21 protein-coding genes are annotated in these 20,571 nt (G+C 67.9%); 17 read left to right on the top strand and 4 right to left on the bottom strand.

The genetic code is table 11. From position 1 onward, the window contains the following. Positions 1–3 precede the first annotated feature (3 nt). Positions 4–1,287 (top strand): hypothetical protein, encoded by a 1,284-nt coding sequence (locus MU582_13235; GenBank protein UPK73400.1) that lies wholly within the window; start codon positions 4–6, stop codon positions 1,285–1,287. A gap of 109 nt (positions 1,288–1,396) precedes the next feature. On the opposite strand, the gene MU582_13230 is transcribed toward MU582_13235, so the two are convergent. Next, positions 1,397–3,211 (bottom strand): AMP-dependent synthetase/ligase, encoded by a 1,815-nt coding sequence (locus MU582_13230; GenBank protein UPK73399.1) that lies wholly within the window; start codon positions 3,209–3,211, stop codon positions 1,397–1,399. A gap of 68 nt (positions 3,212–3,279) precedes the next feature. Here MU582_13230 and MU582_13225 point away from each other — a divergent pair, with 68 nt between their 5' ends. From MU582_13225 to MU582_13200, 6 genes are all read left to right on the top strand, one after another. Beyond that, positions 3,280–3,672: a hypothetical protein gene (locus tag MU582_13225; GenBank protein ID UPK73398.1), complete on the top strand. Its 393-nt coding sequence runs from the start codon at positions 3,280–3,282 to the stop codon at positions 3,670–3,672. A 34-nt stretch (positions 3,673–3,706) separates the two neighbouring features. Then, positions 3,707–4,150, top strand: coding sequence for an SRPBCC family protein (locus tag MU582_13220; GenBank protein UPK73397.1), 444 nt, complete (start codon positions 3,707–3,709; stop codon positions 4,148–4,150). 71 nt (positions 4,151–4,221) lie between these two features. Further along, positions 4,222–5,451 (top strand): ArsA family ATPase, encoded by a 1,230-nt coding sequence (locus MU582_13215; GenBank protein ID UPK73396.1) that lies wholly within the window; start codon positions 4,222–4,224, stop codon positions 5,449–5,451. Further along, entirely contained in the window at positions 5,444–5,857 is a 414-nt protein-coding gene (locus MU582_13210) for a hypothetical protein (protein UPK73395.1), read from the top strand. The genes MU582_13215 and MU582_13210 overlap by 8 nt, the downstream gene beginning before the upstream one ends. Next, entirely contained in the window at positions 5,848–6,792 is a 945-nt protein-coding gene (locus MU582_13205; GenBank protein ID UPK73394.1) for an ROK family glucokinase, read from the top strand. The genes MU582_13210 and MU582_13205 overlap by 10 nt, the downstream gene beginning before the upstream one ends. A gap of 20 nt (positions 6,793–6,812) precedes the next feature. Then, positions 6,813–7,886, top strand: a complete 1,074-nt coding sequence (locus MU582_13200) for an ROK family glucokinase (protein ID UPK73393.1) — start codon at positions 6,813–6,815, stop codon at positions 7,884–7,886. A 154-nt stretch (positions 7,887–8,040) separates the two neighbouring features. Here the strand turns inward: MU582_13200 and MU582_13195 are convergent, their stop codons facing one another. Further along, complete coding sequence (locus MU582_13195; GenBank protein UPK73392.1) at positions 8,041–8,781, bottom strand: GntR family transcriptional regulator; 741 nt, start codon at positions 8,779–8,781, stop codon at positions 8,041–8,043. 156 nt (positions 8,782–8,937) lie between these two features. Between MU582_13195 and MU582_13190 the strand changes: the two genes are divergently transcribed. From MU582_13190 to MU582_13175, 4 genes are read left to right on the top strand one after another with little or no spacing between them, the layout of a single operon-like run. Then, positions 8,938–9,936: a Gfo/Idh/MocA family oxidoreductase gene (locus MU582_13190; protein ID UPK73391.1), complete on the top strand. Its 999-nt coding sequence runs from the start codon at positions 8,938–8,940 to the stop codon at positions 9,934–9,936. A 34-nt stretch (positions 9,937–9,970) separates the two neighbouring features. Next, a complete protein-coding gene (locus MU582_13185; protein UPK73390.1) occupies positions 9,971–10,933 on the top strand; it encodes a sugar ABC transporter substrate-binding protein in 963 nt (320 codons plus the stop codon). Positions 10,934–10,936: 3 nt separating this feature from the next. Further along, a complete protein-coding gene (locus MU582_13180) occupies positions 10,937–11,974 on the top strand; it encodes an ABC transporter permease (GenBank protein UPK73389.1) in 1,038 nt (345 codons plus the stop codon). Further along, a complete protein-coding gene (locus tag MU582_13175; protein ID UPK73388.1) occupies positions 11,971–12,807 on the top strand; it encodes an ATP-binding cassette domain-containing protein in 837 nt (278 codons plus the stop codon). The genes MU582_13180 and MU582_13175 overlap by 4 nt, the downstream gene beginning before the upstream one ends. 12 nt (positions 12,808–12,819) lie before the next feature. On the opposite strand, the gene MU582_13170 is transcribed toward MU582_13175, so the two are convergent. Both MU582_13170 and MU582_13165 read right to left on the bottom strand, forming a co-directional pair. After that, the gene (locus MU582_13170; protein UPK73387.1) at positions 12,820–13,311 is read right to left on the bottom strand and encodes a hypothetical protein; all 492 of its coding nucleotides are present in this window, start codon (positions 13,309–13,311) and stop codon (positions 12,820–12,822) included. After that, positions 13,301–14,059, bottom strand: coding sequence for an alpha/beta fold hydrolase (locus tag MU582_13165; GenBank protein ID UPK73386.1), 759 nt, complete (start codon positions 14,057–14,059; stop codon positions 13,301–13,303). The genes MU582_13170 and MU582_13165 overlap by 11 nt, the downstream gene beginning before the upstream one ends. A 181-nt stretch (positions 14,060–14,240) precedes the next feature. Here MU582_13165 and MU582_13160 point away from each other — a divergent pair, with 181 nt between their 5' ends. From MU582_13160 to MU582_13135, 6 genes are all read left to right on the top strand, one after another. Continuing rightward, positions 14,241–15,014 (top strand): 1-acyl-sn-glycerol-3-phosphate acyltransferase, encoded by a 774-nt coding sequence (locus tag MU582_13160; protein ID UPK77170.1) that lies wholly within the window; start codon positions 14,241–14,243, stop codon positions 15,012–15,014. Between the two features lie 5 nt (positions 15,015–15,019). Beyond that, a complete protein-coding gene (locus MU582_13155) occupies positions 15,020–16,159 on the top strand; it encodes a DUF5931 domain-containing protein (protein UPK73385.1) in 1,140 nt (379 codons plus the stop codon). 102 nt (positions 16,160–16,261) lie between these two features. After that, complete coding sequence (locus tag MU582_13150; GenBank protein UPK73384.1) at positions 16,262–16,897, top strand: response regulator transcription factor; 636 nt, start codon at positions 16,262–16,264, stop codon at positions 16,895–16,897. Positions 16,898–16,990: 93 nt separating this feature from the next. Further along, entirely contained in the window at positions 16,991–18,016 is a 1,026-nt protein-coding gene (locus MU582_13145; protein UPK73383.1) for a 6-phosphofructokinase, read from the top strand. Continuing rightward, the gene (locus MU582_13140; protein UPK73382.1) at positions 18,016–19,068 is read left to right on the top strand and encodes an LD-carboxypeptidase; all 1,053 of its coding nucleotides are present in this window, start codon (positions 18,016–18,018) and stop codon (positions 19,066–19,068) included. The genes MU582_13145 and MU582_13140 overlap by 1 nt, the downstream gene beginning before the upstream one ends. Positions 19,069–19,128: 60 nt before the next feature. Beyond that, complete coding sequence (locus tag MU582_13135) at positions 19,129–20,463, top strand: 3-deoxy-7-phosphoheptulonate synthase class II (GenBank protein ID UPK73381.1); 1,335 nt, start codon at positions 19,129–19,131, stop codon at positions 20,461–20,463. The last annotated feature ends 108 nt before the right edge of the window (positions 20,464–20,571 follow it).

Below are 20,571 nucleotides of genomic sequence, written 5' to 3'. Positions count from 1 at the left end.
TTCGTGAGCTCAACCGTCCGGACGGTGCGTGGCGCCAACATCTGGGTGCTGCTCATCATCGCCGTCATAATCCTCGGATTCATCGTCTGGCAACAGCGTGATTCCAGCCCGCAGGCAGCCGACCCGGGGCCTGTCTCCGCGCTGGGCGCCAGCGCGGATGAACCCGACCCCTCGGAGCTGAGCGCACCGCTCAACCGGCTCGAACGCGCCTGGCGACAGGGCGATCGCAATCGCTTCATCGCGGCCGCGGGAAACACCTCGGCCGCGAGGAGCTGGGGCGCCCAGGCGTACGACAACCTGCAGCGCCTCGGCGTCAAGAGCATCGACCTGAGCCTTGCTCCGGCGACGGCCGCGCAGCAGCCGTATACCCGCAACGACGGCACGTTCACCGCCCAGGTCGAGGTGTCGTGGGTTCCCGGAGCCCGGTCGGGTCTGCCGGCCCGTGCCACCGACTCGGCGACCGTTGCGATGCATGTACGCGCCGACAGCAGACTCAGCGTCGAGGGTGCCGCTGCGACGGAGGACCCGATGCCGGTGTGGCTCGTCGGAGCCCTCGACGTGACACGTACCGGCGACTCGGTCGTCGTACGCGTCGACGGCGGCACCAACGAGCCGAGGATGCGGACGATGCTGCAGCGCGCGATGGCCGACGTACGCCGCGTGTACGGCAAACCGCAGCACGACGCGTTCGTCGTGATGCCGCGTACGGTCTCGCAGAGCAGCGCGATCATCGGCGGTGGCCGGTCGCGGCTGAACCAGATCGCGGCGATCACCACCACCCTCGACGGCTCCAACGCGTCGAACGGCCCGGTGGCCGTCGTGCTCAACCCCGAGGTCTTCACGCCGATGAACGCGCGTGCGACGCAGATCGTGCTCACACATGAGACGACACACGAGGCGACGAACGCGGCCACGGCCGTGCTGCCGCTGTGGGTAGCCGAGGGCTACGCCGATTACGTCGCGCTGAGCCGCGACGAGTTGTCGCCGATCCGCAGCGCATCGCAGATCCTGGCCCGCGTACGAAAGGACGGCCCGCCGAATGCCCTGCCGTCCGATGACGACTTCTCCGCCTCAGCGGGGCTCGGCGCGACGTACGAGTCGGCCTGGATGGCCTTTCGGATGCTGGGGGAGACGTACGGAGACGACGCGGTCACGAAGTTCTACCGACAGGTGCTCGGCGGTACGTCGACAGATGTCGCGGCCCGACGCGTTTTCGACACCGAGCTCGCCCAGATCACCCGCGACTGGCGAGCGAACCTCGAGTACTGGGCCGCCCGCCCCCGCTGACGCTGACACGCGAGAACCACAACGCTGACACGCGAGAAGGCCAGTGCCGACACGTGAGTAGTGCCTTCCAGAAGTCGCGTGTCAGCGTTGTAGAAGTCGCGTGTCAGCGTTAGTCGAAGAGGGACTCGACGTCGTCGCGGAACTCCCGCATCACGACGTTGCGCTTCAGCTTGAGGGTCGGCGTCACCTGTCCGCCTTCCTCGGTCCAGTCGATCGGCAGGATGGTGAACTTGCGGATCGACTCTGCCCGTGACACCGCGGCGTTCGCCTCGTCGACCGCGGTCTGGATCTGCGCGATGACGTCCGGGTCGTCGGCGAGGGCAGCGGGGTCGGGTGACTTACCGTTCGCCGGAGCCCAGTCCTCGATCACCTCGGGGTCGAGCGTGACCAACGCGGCGATGAACGGCTTGCCGTCGCCGACAACCATGCACTGGCTGACGAGTGGGTGCGCACGGATGATGTCCTCCATCACCGCGGGTGCGACGTTCTTGCCGCCGGCGGTCACCAGAATCTCCTTCTTGCGACCCGTGATCCGGACGAACCCTTCCTCGTCGATCTCACCCATGTCACCGGTGTGGAACCAGCCGTCGTCGAGCGCGTCCGCGGTCGCGGCGTCGTTCTTCCAGTAGCCGGAGAACACCTGCCCGCCGCGGAACAGCAGCTCGCCGTCTTCGCCCACCTTGACCTCGGTGCCGGGAATCGGGCGGCCGACGGTGCCGATCTTCGTCTCACCGGGGAGGTTCACCGCGAGCGCCGCGGTCGTCTCGGTCAGCCCATAGCCCTCGAGTACTGGGACGCCGATACCGCGGAAGAAATGCGCCAGTCGCTCGCCGAGCGGAGCACCACCGGAGATCGCGTACTGCGCGCGACCGCCGAGCGCAGCGCGCAGCTTGCCGTAGACCAATCGGTCGAAGATCGCGTGACGCGCCCGCAGCAGCACGGGTACGCGCCGACCGTCGAGCGCTCGGCTGTAGGCGATCGCGGTGTCGACGGCACGATCGAAGATTGCGCCCTTACCGTCGGCATGAGCCTTCTGGCTCGCGCCGTTGAACACCTTCTCGAAGACTCGCGGGACCGCGAGGATGAACGTCGGCTTGAAGTCGTCGAGATGTACGAGCAGATCTCGTACGTCGGCGGTGTGGCCCATGCGTACGCCCGAGCGTACGCAGCCGACCTGGATGATGCGTGCGAAGACGTGCGCAAGCGGTAGGAACAGCAGCGTCGAGGCGCCTTCGGTCTCGAACAGCTCGTCGAGCAGCAGGGTCGCGACACCGAGCTCGAACATGAAGTTGGAGTGGGTGATGCAGCAGCCTTTGGGCCGGCCGGTGGTGCCGGAGGTGTAGATGACCGTGGCGAGCGACTCCGGCGTCACCGAGCTGCGCCGCTCCTCGAGGGTGTCGTCGTCGACGTCGGCGCCGAGGGTCTCGAGCGCCTTGACCGCGCCGTCGTCGAGGCTCCAGACGTTGCTCAGCGACTCGATGCCGCCGCGTACCTCCTGTACGCGCCCGACATGCTCGCGGGTCTCAACGATGCAGGCGACGGCGCCGGAGTCGGAGAGGATCCACTCGATCTGCGAAGGGGAGCTGGTCTCGTAGATGGGCACGGTCGCAGCGCCGACCCACCAGATCGCGTAGTCCAGCAGCGTCCACTCGTAGCGGGTGCGGCTCAGCAGGCCGACCCGGTCGCCGGCCACGACACCGGCAGCGAGCAGTCCCTTGGCGACGGCCTTGACCTGCGACTCGAATTCCGTGGTCGTGACATCGACCCAGCCATCGGCAGAGGACCGGCTGAACGTAACCGCAGTCGGGCGCTCGAGAGCGGCGTTGACGACGTCGTCGGTCAGGTTGCCCTTCTCGGGCACCTGGTACGTCGGTGGCGATGCGTACGCGCGCAACTGGTCCTCCAAGCGGTGGCTCGCGGGCATCGACGATGCGATGCTGCTCCGCAGGTTATCGTCTGTTAGCACTAGCCGGCGAAGGAGCCATCGATCCCGTGTCATCGGTCACAGCGCTCGACATCACCGACGAGACCCTCGTCGTCGCCGCTCCGCAGCGCGTACGCGACGTGCTGTGCGACGAAGCCTTCTGGCAGCAACGGATGCCGGGCGTACGTCTGCGCCGCATCGAAGATCGGGGGCTCCTCGGCAAACGCTGGGCGGTGGACGGTGCGATGCGCGGCAGCGCCGAGGTGTGGCTCGAACGATGGGCGGACGGTGTGGTGGTCCATGTGTTCTGGCAGGTCGACCCGGCCGATGGCCGACGCCTGGATGCTCGCGGACGTCGGCGGTTCGGGCTCGAGGTGAAGGCGCACGTCACTGCCGTGAAGGACTCGCTCGAAGAGGGTCGTGCCCCCGGCACACCTCGAGTCGAGGCAGTGGGGGAGTAGGGTCGCTCAGCGAGCGTCCACCCGGGAGGAATCGATGGCCGAACAGACCACCAGCGATATCGTCGTCGAAGCCGATCCGGGCCCGATCATGGACGTCGTCGCCGACTTTCCCGCGTACCCGCTGTGGGCGACGGGCGTCAAGGAGACCGAGGTGCTCGAGCTCGAGGACACCGGTCGTGCGAAGCGGGTCCGCTTCGTGCTCGACGCGACGCCCATCCGCGACGAGTACGCGCTCGCGTACGTGTGGCAGGGCGATGAGCAGGTGAGTTGGCAGCTCGATGAGTCGGGCAAGATGCTGCGCGCGATGGACGGCGCGTACGTCCTGTCGCCGCTCGGCCCCGGTCGTACGCGCGTCACGTACCGGCTGGAGGTCCAGGTGTCGATCCCGCTGCTGGGCATGCTCAAGCGCAAGGCCGAGAAGGTCATCATCGACACTGCGCTGAAGGGTCTGAAGAAGCGCGTCGAGCAGGGCGACTGAGCGGCTGCGCAAGCGCCTCGTACAAGGTTCGACGGACTCCGACGCAGGGGCGCACGGTAACCTCTGCGGTTGTGCGGATCATCCTGTTCACCGGCAAGGGCGGCGTCGGCAAGACGACCGCTGCCGCCGGTACAGCCACCCTTGCGGGTCGCAGCGGGCTGAAGACGCTGGTGATGTCGACCGATGCGGCGCATTCGCTCGCCGATGCCTTCGGCGTCGCGGCCGGGCCGGAGCCGGTCGAGGTCGACTCGCACGTGTGGGTGCAGCAGGTGGATGCGCAGCGGCGCTTCGAACGTTCCTGGGAGACGGTGCAGGGCTACCTGCGTAGCGTGCTCGATGCGTCGGGAGTCGATCCGATTGCTGCCGAGGAGCTGACGGTCCTGCCCGGCGCCGAGGAGGTAATCGCCCTGCTCGAGCTGCGCGACCAGGCAGCGTCGGGTCGTTGGGACCTCGTCATCGTCGACTGTGCGCCCACGGCCGAGACGCTGCGTCTGTTGGCGCTGCCGGAGGCGCTCGCGTGGTACATGGATCGCGTCTTCCCGACCGAGCGGCGCGTCGTCACGGCGTTGCGCCCGCTGCTCGCCAAGGCCGCGGGGGTGCCGATGCCCCGCGACGACGTCTTCGATGCGATCGAGCGCTTGCACGCCGATCTCGGCGACGTGCACGACCTGCTCGTCGGCCCGGGATGTTCGGTACGACTGGTTCTGACGCCGGAGTCGGTCGTACTCGCGGAGGCCCGACGAGCCTTCACCACGCTGTCGTTGTACGGCTACCGCGTCGACGGCGTACTCGCCAACCGCGTGTTTCCCGATGCCGATGCCGACCCGTGGCGGCAGGGATGGGTGGATGCGCAGCGTCCGTTGCTCGGCGAGGTCGAGGCTTCGTTCGCGCCGCTGCCGGTGTGGCGCGGTGCGTACCGCGCAAGTGAGCCGGTCGGCGTTGATGCGCTGACGGATTTCGCTGCCGAGACGTACGCGGACGCAGACCCGTTTGCGATACCCGACGGTGAGCCGATGGTCGTCACCCGAGAAGGTGAGCGGGTCGATCTGTCGCTCGCGTTGCCGCTTGCCGATACGGGCAATGTGCACCTCGCCCGGCACGGCAATGACCTGGTCGTGACGGTCGGGTCTTACCGTCGCGTGCTCGCGTTGCCTGCCGTCCTCACGCGGCTGGAGGTACGTAAGGCGCGGGTGTCAGCCGGGCGCCTGGAGGTTCGGTTCGGAGCGGCGAGGAGAGAGCGAGGGACGAGCGGGTCGACGAGCGCGACCTCGAGATCCGGTGTGGAGGAGGCAGATGGCTGAGCAGGACGATTCGGTGGGCACCTTGGCCGAGGAGTTGGCCAAGTTGATGGGTGTGGTTTCGGGTATCGCCGACCGTACGCCGCCTGACGCGGAACAGACGGCACGTCCGGAGGGCTCCGCAGACTCCGATGCCGACGGGCGCAGCGGACCCTCGGCCGATCACGGGCCGCACATCGCCGACGGATCGGCATCCTGCCAGATCTGCCCGGTGTGCCAGACGATCTCCTTCGTACGTACGGCGAGCCCGGAGGTACGCGAGCAGTTGACGGCGTCGGCCGCTTCGCTCGCGGCTGCTGCGCGCGGGGTGTTCGAATCGTTCGCTGCCCAGCACTCGAGCCATGAACCGTCGGCGCGTGACTCACGCGTCGAGAACATCGACCTGTCGGAGGACGGGCAATGGGACTGACCGTCGGCGTTGACATCGGGGGCACCAAGATCGCGGCCGGCGTCGTGGACGAGTCGGGCACGATCGTCATCGACGATGTGCGGGACACGCCGGCAACCGATCCGGCCGCGCTGGCGGAGACGGTTGCCGACCTGGTCGACGACCTCCGCCGCAAACGCGATATCGAAGCCGTCGGGATCGGCGCCGCGGGATTTGTCGACGCGTCGCGGTCGACTGTGCTGTTCGCACCGAACATCGACTGGTACGACGAGCCGTTGGCCGCTCGCGTACAGGATCTCGTCGGGCTCAAGGTCGTCGTCGAGAACGACGCCAACGCGGCCGCCTGGGGAGAGTTCAGGTTCGGCGCGGGCGCCGACGTCGATGACCTCCTACTCGTCACCGTCGGCACCGGGATCGGTGCCGGCATCATCCATGCCGGTCAGCTTTTCCGCGGCGGGTTCGGCGTCGCGGCAGAGGTGGGGCATCTGCGGATGGTCCCGGCCGGCATCTTGTGCGGGTGCGGGCAGTACGGCTGCTGGGAGCAGTACGGCAGCGGTCGTGCACTCGTACGCGAGGCCGCCGACCGGATCCGCGCGCGGATGGTCGCAGCGAAGCCATTGGCCGATCTGGCCGGTGGCGACCCCGATGGCGTCACGGGCCCGATGGTCACCGAGGCCGCACAGGCCGGCGACCCGCTGGCCATCGATCTGATCGCCGATGCGGGGTCATGGGTAGGGCAGGGTCTCGCGTCGTTGGCCTCGGTGCTCGACCCGACCACGATCGCGATCGGCGGCGGCGTTGCTGCGGCCGGCGATCTGTTGATGGGGCCGGTGCAGGAGGCCTTCGTACGCCATCTCTCGGCCGGCACGGCTCGTCCGCATGCGGAGTTGCGCCTTGCCACTCTCGGTAACGAGGCGGGGCTTGTGGGTGCGGCAGACCTCGCCCGGATACCGTGAAGGGATGAGGGGGACACATCATGGCTGAGCGCCTTGCGATCGGAATCGACATCGGCGGTACGAAGGTTGCCGCCGGAGTCGTCGATCTGGACGGTCACGTACGCGCCCGTCTGCGGCGGGAGACTCCGACGACCAGCCCGCAGGAGGTGCTGAACACCATCGTCGAGATCGTCGACGAACTGCGCGCGGGGCACCACATCACATCGGTGGGCATCGGCGCTGCCGGGTTCGTCGATGCGACCCGCTCGACGGTGTTGTTCTCGCCGCATCTGGCGTGGCGCAACGAGCCGTTGCGCGATGCCGTACACCGCCGCATCGGCCTGTCCGTGCTCGTCGACAACGACGCCAACGCCGCCGCGTGGGCGGAGTGGCGCTTCGGCGCGGCACAGAACGAAGAAGACCTCATCTGCATCACCCTCGGCACCGGGATCGGCGGCGCGCTGGTCATCGGCGGCCAACTGCACCGCGGCCGCTGGGGGCTGGCGGGGGAGTTCGGGCACATGCAGGTCGTACCGCAGGGCCATCGGTGCGAATGCGGCAACCGTGGCTGCTGGGAGCAGTACGCGAGTGGCAACGCGCTGGTGCGTGAGGCGAAGATCCTCGCGGAGGGCAATTCTCCGCTGGCGCATCGGCTGCTGGACAAGGTCGACGGCGACCCATCGCGCATCACCGGTCCGTTGGTGAGCGAGGTGGCGCGCGAGGGTGATCCCGAGGCGATCGCGCTGCTCGCGGAAGTCGGGGACTGGCTCGGCGTCGGTATCGCCGGTTTGGCGGCGGCGTTCGACAGCGGCCTGTTCGTCATCGGCGGCGGTGTCTCGGAGGCCAACGAGCTGTTGATCGAGCCGGCGCGTGCCGCGTTCCGGCGTACGCTCACCGGACGCGGCTACCGCTCGGAGGCGCGCATCGTACGCGCGCACCTCGGCCCCGACGCCGGCATGATCGGCGCCGCGGACATGTCGCGTACGTTCCGCCGCCGTCGCCGGCGGCGCTCGCCGCGTACCTCGACACGTAACGCGCCGCTACGTTCACGTCTGCGCGAGCCCACTCCGATCTCGTCGCGCTTCTCGACCCGTCGCGCGACATCCGGCGAATAGTCGGGCGCCCGCGGTTTACGGAGTTCACCACGGTGACGGGGTAAACCGAAGCCCGCGGTTTGCTATGGGCCCGTGGTAAACCACGCCGCTAGTGGGCAAATTTGCTGGTGAGTGGCGCGGATTACCATGGGCCCGTGGTATTTCACGCCGGCGCTCAGCGGTCGACCAGGGTGATCTCGAACGTGTAGAGCTCGGGGCGGTAGACATGGGTGCCGTACTCGACCACTCGCCCTGCATCGTCGTACGCCGTGCGCCGCATGGTGAGTAGGGGAGAGCCGCGCCTCTCGCCGAGCAGTCGGGCCTCGCGCGCCTCCGCACGGCGGGCACCAATGCGTTGTTGGGCGACGCGCATGTGCAGGCCGGTACGCCGCAGCGCCTCGTACAGGCCGTGGTTCTCCAGATCGATCGCGTTCAGGTCGAGCGTCTCGGCCGGTAGGTAGTTGTGCATGAGCGCGAGTGGTTCGTCGCCGATGTAGCGAAGGCGTTGCAGCGACCACGCGGGCTCGCCGGGCTCGACCTGGAGTTCGGCCGCGATCTCCTCGGTGGTGACGGCGATCTCGAGCCCGAGAACCTCCGTGCGCGGGCTCTGTCCCGCCGTGTTCAGATCGTCGTACAGGCTGGTGAGCTCGACCGACCGCCGGATTTTGCCGTGTACGACCTGGGTGCCGACACCGCGTTTGCGTACGAGCATCCCCTTGTCGACGAGCACCTGAATCGCCTGCCGCATGGTCGGACGTGACAGCCCCAGTTCGTGTGCGAGCGCCACCTCGTTGCTGATCCGGTCGCCGGGTGCGAGCCTGCCGTCGAGGATCGCCGCCTCGAGCTGCTCGGCGACCTGGAAATACAACGGCACCGGGCTGGACCGGTCCAAGGTGATGCGGGGGTCGTTCGCCATGCAGCCTCCGAGTTCGACACGTACGTTGCGCAGTCTACGGAACCGTTATGTTTCAACGTCAATATGTCCTAACAAAGTGTTGACAGCGCGCGTGGCGCCGCTCACACTGGATTCGCCGCTGGCATCGTACGACCGCACCCACGCGACGGAGGAAGCATGAGAATCGGGCTCGTTGGCGCGGGTCGAATCGGCGCGATGCACGCCGAGATCCTTGCCGGCTTGGAAGATCTCGACGTGACCGTCACCGATGCCGATGCCGACCGTGCTCAGATCGTCGCGAAGAAGGCGGGGCATTCGTACACCTCGTCGGTCGACGAGCTGTTCGAGCAGTCCATTGATGCGGTCGTCATCGCTTCGGCCACAGACTCCCATCCGGTGCTGATCCGGCGTGCCGTTGAGCATCGCATCCCGGTCTTCTGCGAGAAGCCGGTCGCGTCCGACGTCGCCGGCACGCTCGAGGTGATCGCCGCGATCGACGGCACGGGCGTACCCGTACAGATCGGTTTTCAACGCCGGTTCGATGCCGGTTATGTCCAAGCACGCAAGGAGATCGAGTCCGGACGACTCGGCTGGTTGCACACGTTGCGGTCCACGACACTCGACCCCGCTCCGCCGCCCGAGGAGTACGTCGCGAGCTCCGGCGGCATCTTCATCGACTGTGCGGTGCACGACTTCGACAGCGTGCGCTGGGTGACCGGCCGCGAGGTCGTGTCGGTCTACGCGACCGGCTCGAATCGCGGTGCGTCGTTCTTCAGCGCACACGGCGATGTCGACACCGCCAGCGCGACGCTGCGCTTCGACGACGACGCTCTGGCTGTCGTCTCGGTGACGCGTTACAACGCCGCGGGCTATGACATCCGCCTGGAGGCGTTTGGCTCCGAGGGCTCGGTGAGCACCGGGCTCGACGACAAGACGCCGCTGCGCTCGACCGAGCCCGGTGTCACGTTCCCGTCCGGTCCGGCGTACACCGCGTTCCCCGAACGCTTCGCCGATGCGTACGTCGCCGAGCTCGCGGCGTTCGTCCGGCTCGTACGCGAGGGCGGCGAGTCGCCGTGCACTCCGGGCGACGCCCTGGAAGCCTTCTACATCGCCGAAGCGTGCGAGATGTCGCGCGCAGACGACCGTGTCGTCTACCTTTCGGATGTGCGCCGGTAGAGGGAGCGCACCGACAACGAGGAGTACGCCTGCCATGAAGACTCTGCGGATCGCCGCTGTGGCCGCGGCCACAGCCCTGATGCTCACCGCGTGCAGCGGCACGGGCCAGGAGGACGACGGTGCCGAGGACGCGTCCGATCTCGACCTGACGTACGCGGTCGTCACCCACGCGAGGCCGGATGACGCGTTCTGGAGTGTCGTGAAGTCCGGCGCCGACCGGGCGGGCGAGGATCTCGGGGTCGACGTCGAGTACAACTCCGACCCCGACGTCACCAAGCAGGCCGAGCTCGTCGACTCCGCAGTGGCCGACGACGTCGACGGGATCGTCGTCTCGATGGCCGACCCCGACGGTCTCGAGAAGTCGGTGAAAGCGGCCGTCGACGCCGGCATCCCGGTGATCACCATCAACTCCGGCATCGACGAGTCGAAGGCATTCGGCGCCATCACCCACGTCGGGCAGAGCGAGACGATCGCCGGAGAGGCGGCAGGCGAGAAGTTCAGCGAGGTCGGCGCGAAGAAGCTGATCTGCGTCATCCACGAGCCGGGCAACACCGGCCTCGAGCAGCGCTGCGCGGGTGCGAAGAGCAAGTTCTCCGGATCTATGGAGAACCTCCAGGTCGACGGCTCGAACGCGCAGGAGGCCAAGAACTCCATCGAGGCCGCACTGCAGGCCGACGACTCGATCGACGGCGTACTGGCGCTCAACGCCGACGTCGCGCTCGGCGCGCAGCAGGCCGTCGGAGAGGGCGCCGACGTACAGATCGGGACGTTCGACCTGTCCGAGGACCTCATCAAGCAGATCCAGGCCGATAAGATCGCCTTCGCCATCGACCAACAGCCGTACACGCAAGGCTATCTGGGCGTGCAGTTCCTCTACCTGGACGCGATCAACGGCAATCAGGTCGGCGGCGGTAAGCCGGTCTACTCGGGCCCGGCGTTCGTCACCAAGGACAACGCCGACGAGGTGCTCGAGTACGCCGAGAACGGCACTCGCTGAGCGATGTCGGCAACCACAACCACCGACGAGCGTCTCGGCGGTGCTACCACCTTGGTACGCGTGCTGCGCCGGCCCGAGGTCGGCGCAGCGGTCGCAGCGCTGCTCGTGTTCGTGTTCTTCTCGCTGTACACCGATACGTTCCTCACCGATGCCGGATTCGCCACCTGGACGGAGTCGTCGGCCCGGATCGGCATCATGGCGGTCGGCGTCTCGATGCTGATGATCGGCGGCGAGTTCGACCTCTCGACCGGCACCATGATCGGTACGACCGGACTCACCGTCGGCGTGCTCACGACGCACTACGGCGTCAACGTCTGGGTGGCGGTGCTGATCGCCCTCGCCCTCGCCCTCGCGATCGGTGCGCTCAACGGCATCCTGGTGATGCGAACGGGCCTGCCGAGCTTCATCGTCACGCTGGCGACCTTCTTCGTACTGCAGGGGTTCAACCTCGCGTTGGTGAAGGCGATCATCGGCGGCGTCTCCGTGCAGGGCATGCGCGACGTACCGTACTTCGACTCGATCGAGCCGGTTTTCGCCGCCGACGTCTCGCTCCTGTTCGGTGCCTCCGTCAGCATCTCGGTGGTCTGGTGGATCGCCGTGACGGCCGTCGCCACCTGGGTGTTGCTTCGCACGAAGGCCGGTAACTGGATCTTCGCGGTCGGCGGCGCGGCCACCAGTGCGCGCCAGGTCGGCGTACCGCTGTATCGCACCAAGATCGGGCTGTTCATGACGACCGCGTTCGCGGGCTGGCTGGTCGGCATGATCGACCTGTTCGGCTCGGCGAGCGTGACCAGCGCGAAGGGCGTCGGTGACGAGTTCATCTTCATCATCTGCGCCGTCGTCGGCGGCTGCCTGCTCACCGGTGGCTACGGCTCCGCGATCGGCGCCGCGCTCGGAGCCTTGATCTACGGCATGACCGAGAAGGGCATCGTGTACGCCGGCTGGGACAGCGACTGGCTGATGACGTTCCTCGGTGTGATGCTGCTGCTCGCGGTGCTCGTGAACACCTGGGTACGTAAACAGGCGGAGGTGTCGCGATGACAGATGCACGCTTGATCGAGGTACGCGACGTCGGCAAGACGTACGGCAACGTGATCGCGCTGCGCGACGTGAGTACGACCGTCGGTGCGGGCCAGGTGACCTGCGTGCTCGGCGACAACGGCGCGGGCAAGTCGACTTTCATCAAGATCCTCGCCGGCGCCCACGAGCACAGCAGCGGCGAGCTGCTGATCGACGGCGTGGCAAGGCAGCTGAGCTCGCCGCGGGCGGCGTTGTCGCTCGGCATCGCGACCGTGTACCAAGACCTCGCCGTCGTGCCGCTGATGCCCGTGTGGCGCAACTTCTTCCTTGGCTCCGAGCCCACCAAGGGGGCCGGTCCGCTGCGTCGCCTCGACGTCGACTTCATGCGGCGTACGACGAAGAGCGAGCTGGCGGCGATGGGCATCGACCTGCGCGACGTCGACCAGCCGATCGGCACGCTGTCCGGCGGTGAGCGGCAGTGTGTCGCGATCGCGCGTGCCGTCTACTTCGGTGCGCGGGTGCTGATCCTCGACGAGCCGACGGCAGCGCTCGGCGTGAAGCAGTCGGGTGTCGTGCTGAAGTACATCGCGAAGGCGCGCGAGCGCGGGCTCGGCGTCGTGTTCATCACCCACAACCCGCACCACGCGTACCCGGTCGGTGACAGGTTCGTGCTGCTGCGGCGCGGCCGCAGCATGGGCGAGTGGGCGAAGTCCGACATCACGCTCGACGAGCTGACGTCGATGATGGCCGGAGGAGCGGAGCTGGAGGAGCTCGGCGAGGAACTGGCCGCGAGCCTCGGCGCCGACTCCGAGATCGCTCAGGACCTCAAGGCGGAGGCGGCCGACACGGAGTAGTGGCAGCGAGCCTCAGATGACGGCGCCGTCGTCCCAGTCGCCGGGGTCACGGCTGACCGTCATGATCAGGTAGACCACACCGGCGACGAAGCCCCCGACCAGGATCGCAGCGAGCTCGCCGGGGATGTACCAGCCGAAGATCGCGACCAGCACCATGAACACCGGCGTGCCGACTGCGCCCAGCCAGCCGAGCCAGGTGAGCGGACGCATCCGCTGCTTCGGTGGGTCGGGGGGTACGAAGTGGTCGTCTCCGTCGAGCGGGTCCTGGGCGTCCTCGTAGTCCTGGCGCGACATCGGATCGGACATCCGCGGGTCGAACAACGGCCCGGACGTCGGCTGGAGGTCGTCCTCGGTCGAGGTGGTGTCCGGGTCGGACGACTCCGATGACTCCGACGACGGGTCGTCGAAGTCCGGCGTCTCCAGCTCCAGGCCGGCGACGATGCGCTCGAACTCCAGGTCGACGTCGTCCGGGTCACCCGGGCGACGCCCCGTGCTACCCGACACCGGTCGCCCCCGCATGCTCGGCGATGAAGTCGGCCGACTCGGCGAAGATGAGATCCATGTCGTGATCGAGTGTGGCGACGTGGAAGCTGTTGTGCAACAGCACCTCGCGTTTCGAGTCCGAAGTGATGCCGTCGAGGATGATCGGCGCGGACGATGCGTCGACCACGTGATCGGTCACCGAGCGGAACAACAACACCGGCTGGTCGACGCTGGAGAGGTTCTCTCGTACGTCCTTCCACATCTTGGTCTGCGAGTGCAACGCGTGCAGCGGGGTCCGGTCGTACCCGCTCTCCTCGACGCCGTCCTTGCGGATGTCGCTGCCGATGCCTCCGATCGAGGGCACGAAATGTCGTACGAACGGCACCAGGAGCATGTCCTTGCGTTCGAGGTTCACCGCGGGGTTGACGAGTACGACGGCGGCGACGTCGCGGTGGTGCTCGGCGAGCCGGAGCGCGAGGCAGCCGCCCATCGACAACCCGGCGACGACTACCCGCTCGCATCGCTCGCGCAGCTCGGTGTACGCGCGGTCGACCTCGGCGTACCAGTCGGTCCAGCGGGTGCGGTTGAGCTCGCGCCAGGTCGTGCCGTGGCCAGGGAGGCGGGGCACGCGTACGGAGTAGCCGCGCTCGACGAGGAAGTCGGCCCACGGAGTCATCGACGCAGGTGATCCGGTGAAGCCATGGCAGAGGAGGACACCGGTGGGGCCGGCGTCGACTGCGACAGGTCGCGCGAGCGGGTGCACGGTCACGGCATGGCTCCTCGGTGGGGTAGCTGCCGGTCGACTGCCGACAGTACGGATGGCTGTCTCCTATGGTCCCACTCGGGTGGTGACGGGCAATACCCGTCCCGTCAGATGGCGCGAACCTCACCAGTGACCAGCCCGCGAGCGCGGACACAGGTAGTGTTTGCCCGTCGAAGGAGGAGGGTCGTTGTTCTACTGGATGCTCAAGTTCATCTTCTTGGGGCCCCTGCTGCGTCTCGTGTTCCGTCCGTGGGCCGAGGGCACTGAGCATGTGCCCGAGGACGGTCCCGCGATCCTCGCGAGCAACCATCTGTCGTACAGCGACTGGTTGTTCATGCCGCTGGTCATCCCGCGTCGCGTGACGTTCGTGGCGAAGGCGGAGTACTTTGAGGGCACCGGCCTGAAGGGCTGGTTGCAGAAGACGTTCTTCTCCGGATCCGGTCAGGTGCCGATCGACCGTACGAGCGGCCGCGCCGCCGAGGGTGCGATCAAGACCCAACTGCGGCTGCTGAACGAAGGCGACGTGTGCGGTATCTACCCGGAGGGCACCCGGTCGCATGACGGCCGGCTGTACCGCGGGCGTACCGGCGTCGCTCGACTCGCGCTGGAGGCGAAGGTGCCGGTGATACCGGTCGCCGTGACGAACACCGACGTCGTCGCTCCTCCGGGCAAGGTGTTCGGCCGCTTCGCCCGACCGGGCGTGCGCTTCGGCAAGCCGCTCGACTTCAGCCGGTACGAAGGCATGGAGGAAGACCGCTTCATCCTGCGCGCGATCACCGACGAGATCATGTACGAGATCATGCGGCTGTCCGACCAGGAGTACGTCGACATGTACGCGACGACGGCCAAGGCGAAGGCCAAACAGGACGCCAAGGCCGAGAGCAAGCAGGACGACGAGACTCCCGTCGCCGAGGCAGACCCGGAGGACCCGCCCACCGAGCCGACCCAGCGCGCTTCGTAGGGCCGATGAAGGCTGCGGCGGCCGAACGGGCGGTCGACAACCAGTTGTTCCGTGCGCTCGCAGTGCTGCGGGTCGTCACGCTGCTGTTCGCGTGCGGCATCAACGCCGTACGTATCGACGACTTCGACCGCCCCGTCGGTGCGGCGGCCGTCATCGTGGCGATGGTCGCGTGGAGTGCGCTCGCCACCTGGCTGTACGCGAAGCCTGCGCGACGCGGGCCGTTGCTGCTCGGGTCCGATCTGGTCGTGACGCTGGTGCTGCTTCGTACGACTCCGTTCATCGCGACCGACGCCATGATGGTCGAGCACGTCTCGACGCTGACGTCGTACTGGGTGAGCGTGCCGGTGCTCGCCTGGGCCATTCGATGGGGCGTACGCGGCGGGCTCGCAGCGTCGGTCGTCATGTGTGCCGCCGACGTGACGATGCGCCCGGAGGTGACCGCGTCGACGATCGGCAACGTCTTCCTGCTCGTACTCGCAGGGCTCACCGTCGGCTACGTCGCGACCACGCTTCGTACGTCGGCGCGGTGGAGAGCGGATGCCGAGCGACGAATCGCCGCGACACAGGAACGCGAGCGGCTCGCTCGGGCGGTGCACGATGGCGTGCTGCAGGTTCTCGCGCTGATGCAGCGGCGCGGGTCCGAGCACGGCGGCGACCTCGCCGAGCTCGGCCGCCTCGCGGGTGAGCAGGAAGGTGCCCTGCGCGGGCTGATCCAGGCCTCGGCGAGCGAGCGCGCACCCGTACGCGGGCGAGCCGACCTCGTCGCGTCGCTCGGTGCACTCGCGTCGGCGACCGTCTCCGTGGCGACTCCCGCTCGCGCGCTCGAAGCACCGGCCGACTTCGTGGAGACCGTGGTCGCGGTCGTACGCGCCTGTCTGTCCAACGTCGACGTGCATGTCGGTGTCGGCGCGCCCGCGTGGGTCTTCCTGGAGGAGGATTCCGGCTCCGTGATCGTCTCGGTGCGCGATGACGGCCCGGGCATCGTCGAGGGTCGCCTCGAGCAGGCCGCGGGATCCGGCCGGATGGGCGTCGCCCGCTCGATCCGCGGTCGGATCGATGATCTCGGCGGACGCGCAGACCTTCGTACCGCTCCGGGCGAGGGCACCGAATGGGAGTTCACGATTCCGCTCCCGCCCGCCCCGTGAGCCGGACGTACGCGCGGCGACACGCCGGCGCGCCGCACTCGAACGTCATGCTCACGGGGCGGGCGGGGGTACGACGCGTGGCCAGGCATTAGCCTGAGCGCCATGGTGCGGGTGATGGTGGTCGACGACCATCCGATGTGGCGAGACGGTGTTGCGCGCGATCTGGCGGAGTCGGGGTACGACGTGGTCGCCACCGCCGCCGACGGGCGCGAGGCGATTGCGCGGGCACGCGCGACGACTCCCGACGTGCTCGTCCTCGATCTGAACATCCCCGAGCCCGACGGCGTCGCGGTCACGGCGGCGCTCGCCACCGACGTACGCGTACTCGTGCTGTCGGCGTCGGGAGAGCAGTCCGACGTGCTCGAGGCGGTGAAGGCCGGTGCCACCGGCTACCTGGTGAAGTCGGCGTCGAAGGAGGCGCTCGTCGAGGCCGTCGGCAAGGTCGCCGTCGGCGAGGCGGTGTTCACTCCGGGCCTGGCCGGGCTGGTGCTGGGGGAGTACCGCCGCCTCTCCGAGGCGTCGCCGGCCGACGAACCCGATGCGCCAGTGCTCACCGAACGCGAGACCGAGGTGTTGCGTCTGGTTGCGAAAGGCCTTGCGTACAGACAGATCGCGGAGCGACTCGTACTCAGCCACCGCACCGTTCAGAACCACGTACAGAACACCCTGCGCAAGCTGCAACTGCACAACCGAGCCGAGCTCGTCCGGTACGCGATCGAGCACGGCATCGACGACTGAGGATCTACTCCTGCGTACGCACGCGCAGGCCTTTTTGTTGTGACCGACAACGTATAGGCTGCCGCACGACCGAAACGAGACTGAGGAGCAAGCGTGCGAGTTGGAGTCCTGACCGGTGGCGGCGACTGCCCCGGCCTGAATGCGGTGATCCGCGCGGTGGTGCGTAAGGGCGTCGCCGAGTTCGACATGGAGTTCGTCGGGTTCCGCGACGGCTGGCGCGGGCCGCTGGAGAACGACACGACACCGCTGGGTGTCGACGAGGTGCGCGGCATCCTCCCGCGTGGCGGCACCGTGCTCGGCTCATCGCGTACCAATCCGTTCGGCATCGAGGGCGGTGTCGAGCGGATCAAGGCGAACCTCGAGGAGGGCGGCATCGACGCCCTCGTGGCGATCGGCGGTGAGGACACCCTCGGCGTCGCGACCAAGCTCGCCGAGCTCGGCGTCAACGTGGTCGGCGTACCCAAGACCATCGACAACGACCTGTCCGGCACCGACTTCACGTTCGGCTTCGACACGGCCGTGAACATCGCGACCGAGGCGATCGACCGCCTGCACACGACCGCCGAGTCGCACCATCGCGTACTCGTGATCGAGGTGATGGGTCGCCACGCGGGCTGGATCGCGTTGCACAGCGGGCTGGCCGGCGGCGCCAACATCATCTTGATCCCGGAGCGGCCGTTCGACATCGAGAAGGTGTGCGCGCAGGTCGAGAGCCGTTTCGCCACCAGGTACTCGCCGATCGTCGTCGTCGCCGAAGGCGCCACACCGGCCGAGGGCACGATGACACTGCAGGCGGGCGAGAAGGACGCCTTCGGCCACGTACGCCTCGGCGGCATCGGCGATCGGCTTGCGGGCGAGATCGAGGAGCGCACCGGCAAGGAGGCGCGGGCAGTCGTGCTCGGCCACGTGCAGCGCGGCGGTACGCCGACGGCGTTCGACCGCTGGCTCGCCACCAGGTTCGGACTGCATGCGATCCAGGCGGTGCACGACGGCGACTTCGGCAAGATGGTCGCCCTGCACGGCACGGAGATCGAGCGCGTCGAGCTCAAGGAGGGCACGGGCGAGCTGAAGACCGTACGCCCGGAGCTGTACGAAGAGGCCGAGGTGTTGTTCGGCTGATGGCGTCCGGGTACGTCAAGCCGCCGGCGCTGCGGGCGGGTGACCGCGTAGCGGTGGTTTCGTCGTCGTGGGGTGGGCCGAGCGTGCTGCCCGCCCCGCACGAGGCAGGGCTCGGCATCCTGCGCGACCACCTCGGGCTCGAGGTGGTCGAGGCGCGTACGGCTCGGATGCCCGCCGACGAGCTGGCCGGCGCCCCTCGCCTGCGCGCGGAGACGATGAACGAGCTGTTCGCCGACGACTCGATCCGCGCGATCATCTCGACCATCGGCGGAGACGACTCGGTACGCATCCTGCCGTGGCTCGACACCGATCTCGCGGTGGCCAACCCGAAGATCGTGCTCGGCTACTCCGATACCGATGCGCAGCTGGTCGCGTACCACCTGGCTGGTCTTGTCACGTACAACGGTCCGTCGGTGATGTCGGGGTTCGCCCAGCTCGGCACGTTCGGCGATGCGCTGGAACATGCCCGGGCGATGCTGCTCGGCGAGGCAGGTGCCGGGTACGAGCTGCCGGAGTTCGAGCGGTGGACCGAGACGAACTCCGACTGGGCAGATCCCAAGCGGGCGGCCGAGGTGGTCGGCCTGCGGCCGCATGATGGTTGGCACTGGCTCGGAGCCGCGCGTACGACCCGGGGCAGGTTGTTCGGCGGCTGCATCGAGGTTCTGGAGTTCCTCAAGGGAACGCGCTGGTGGCCGAACGCCGACCCGTCCTGGTGGCGCGACCGCGTGCTGTTTCTGGAGACGTCCGAAGAGAAGCCGAGTCTGGCCAGCGTGCGTTACTGGCTGCGCAACTACGGCTCACAGGGTGCGTTCGATCAGCTGGCGGCACTCTGGTTCGGTCGGGCACGTTCGTACTCCGACGACGAGAAGACTCAGCTCGACGCGTCGATCGTCGATGTGGTCGTCGGGGAGTTCGGCGCGACGGACCTCCCGATCGTGACGAACCTCGACTTCGGACACACCGACCCGCAGTGGGTGTTGCCACTCGGCGTCGAGGTCGAGACCGATCCGCTCGGACGTACGCTGAGGTTGGGTGAGGCGCCTACGGCGTGACGTGCCGCTCAGTGGATGGACCGGCCCGGCCGCTCGTCGGTTCTCCCGTAGGCTAGGGGGGTGACGATCCCATCCCTGTCCGACCTGCGCGCGCTCGGCGCTGCGCAGCAGCCGACCTACGCCGATCACGACGCCGTCGAGGCCGTGACCGGTCGTTTGCAGAGCATGCCGCCGCTCGTCTTTGCCGGCGAGTGCGACAACCTACGCGAGAAGCTCGCGGCGGTTGCGGCCGGTAAGTCGTTTTTGCTCCAGGGTGGCGACTGCGCGGAGACCTTCGATGGCGTGACCGCGGAGAACGTCCGCAACAAGCTGCGGGTGCTGCTTTCGATGGCGGTCGTCCTGACGTACGCGGCGAGCGTGCCGGTCGTCAAGCTCGGCCGGATGGCCGGCCAGTACGCGAAGCCGCGCTCCAGCGACACGGAGACCCGCGACGGTGTCACTCTGCCCGCGTACCGCGGCGACGCGGTCAACGGCTTCCCGTTCACCGCGGAGGCGCGTGCGCACGACCCACAGCGGCTCGTCGAGGTCTACCATGCGTCGGCCGCGACGCTGAACCTCACGCGTGCGTTCGTCACCGGCGGCTACGCCGACCTGCGCCAGATGCACGAGTGGAACACCGACTTCGTGCGCACCAGCCCGGTCGGTCAGCGCTACGAGCGCATCGGTGCCGACATCGACCGTGCGCTGGCGTTCATGGAGGCCTGTGGCGCCAACCCCGACGAGTTCCACACCGTCGACTTCCACTCCTCGCATGAGGCGCTGGTGCTCGAGTACGAGCATGCGATGACGCGGATCGACTCGCGTACCCAGAAGCCGTACGACGTGTCCGGCCACTTCCTGTGGATCGGTGAGCGTACGCGCCAGCTCGACGGCGCCCATGTGGAGCTACTCAGCAAGGTGGCCAACCCGATCGGCGTGAAGCTCGGCCCGACGACGAGCGCCGACGATGCCATTGCTCTCGCCGAGAAGCTCGATCCGAATCGCGAGCCGGGTCGGCTCACTTTCATCACCCGGATGGGCGCCGGCAAGATCCGCGACCGGCTGCCCGAGCTGGTGGAGAAGGTCACGGCGTCCGGCGTCCAGGTCGCCTGGGTGTGCGATCCGATGCACGGCAACACCTTCGAGACCGAGAACGGCTTCAAGACCCGCGAGTTCGACGATGTCATCGACGAGGTGCGCGGCTTCTTCGAGGTGCATCGTGCGCTCGGCACCTGGCCGGGCGGCATGCATGTCGAGCTGACCGGCGACGACGTCACCGAGTGTGTCGGCGGCGGGGCAGCCCTGTCGGCCGCCGATCTGTCGCATCGGTACGAGACGCTCTGCGATCCGCGGCTGAACCGCGCGCAGTCGCTGGAGTTGGCGTTCCTCGTCGCCGAGATGCTCGCCCAGCGCTGACACGCGACAACTGTCACGCTGACACGCGACAACGACTACGGTCACACGCGGGTTCCGCACTCGATACTCGCGTGTCAGGCCGATACTTCTCGCGTGTCAGTGTGGTGT

Source organism: Nocardioidaceae bacterium SCSIO 66511 (assembly GCA_023100825.1).
Taxonomy (GTDB): Bacteria; Actinomycetota; Actinomycetes; order Propionibacteriales; family Nocardioidaceae; genus Solicola.
The sequence above is the reverse complement of the archived record's forward strand: the minus strand, read 5'-3'. Positions and strand labels throughout refer to the sequence as shown.

Excerpts from the sequence above, each read along its gene's own strand:
- MU582_13230 (UPK73399.1), bottom strand. The coding sequence starts at position 3,211 with ATGCCCGCGAGCCACCGCTTGGAGGACCAGTTGCGCGCGTACGCATCG.
- MU582_13220 (UPK73397.1), top strand. The coding sequence starts at position 3,707 with ATGGCCGAACAGACCACCAGCGATATCGTCGTCGAAGCCGATCCGGGC.
- MU582_13210 (UPK73395.1), top strand. The coding sequence starts at position 5,444 with ATGGCTGAGCAGGACGATTCGGTGGGCACCTTGGCCGAGGAGTTGGCC.
- MU582_13205 (UPK73394.1), top strand. The coding sequence starts at position 5,848 with ATGGGACTGACCGTCGGCGTTGACATCGGGGGCACCAAGATCGCGGCC.
- MU582_13200 (UPK73393.1), top strand. The coding sequence starts at position 6,813 with ATGGCTGAGCGCCTTGCGATCGGAATCGACATCGGCGGTACGAAGGTT.
- MU582_13195 (UPK73392.1), bottom strand. The coding sequence starts at position 8,781 with ATGGCGAACGACCCCCGCATCACCTTGGACCGGTCCAGCCCGGTGCCG.
- MU582_13190 (UPK73391.1), top strand. The coding sequence starts at position 8,938 with ATGAGAATCGGGCTCGTTGGCGCGGGTCGAATCGGCGCGATGCACGCC.
- MU582_13185 (UPK73390.1), top strand. The coding sequence starts at position 9,971 with ATGAAGACTCTGCGGATCGCCGCTGTGGCCGCGGCCACAGCCCTGATG.
- MU582_13180 (UPK73389.1), top strand. The coding sequence starts at position 10,937 with ATGTCGGCAACCACAACCACCGACGAGCGTCTCGGCGGTGCTACCACC.
- MU582_13175 (UPK73388.1), top strand. The coding sequence starts at position 11,971 with ATGACAGATGCACGCTTGATCGAGGTACGCGACGTCGGCAAGACGTAC.
- MU582_13155 (UPK73385.1), top strand. The coding sequence starts at position 15,020 with ATGAAGGCTGCGGCGGCCGAACGGGCGGTCGACAACCAGTTGTTCCGT.
- MU582_13150 (UPK73384.1), top strand. The coding sequence starts at position 16,262 with ATGGTGCGGGTGATGGTGGTCGACGACCATCCGATGTGGCGAGACGGT.
- MU582_13140 (UPK73382.1), top strand. The coding sequence starts at position 18,016 with ATGGCGTCCGGGTACGTCAAGCCGCCGGCGCTGCGGGCGGGTGACCGC.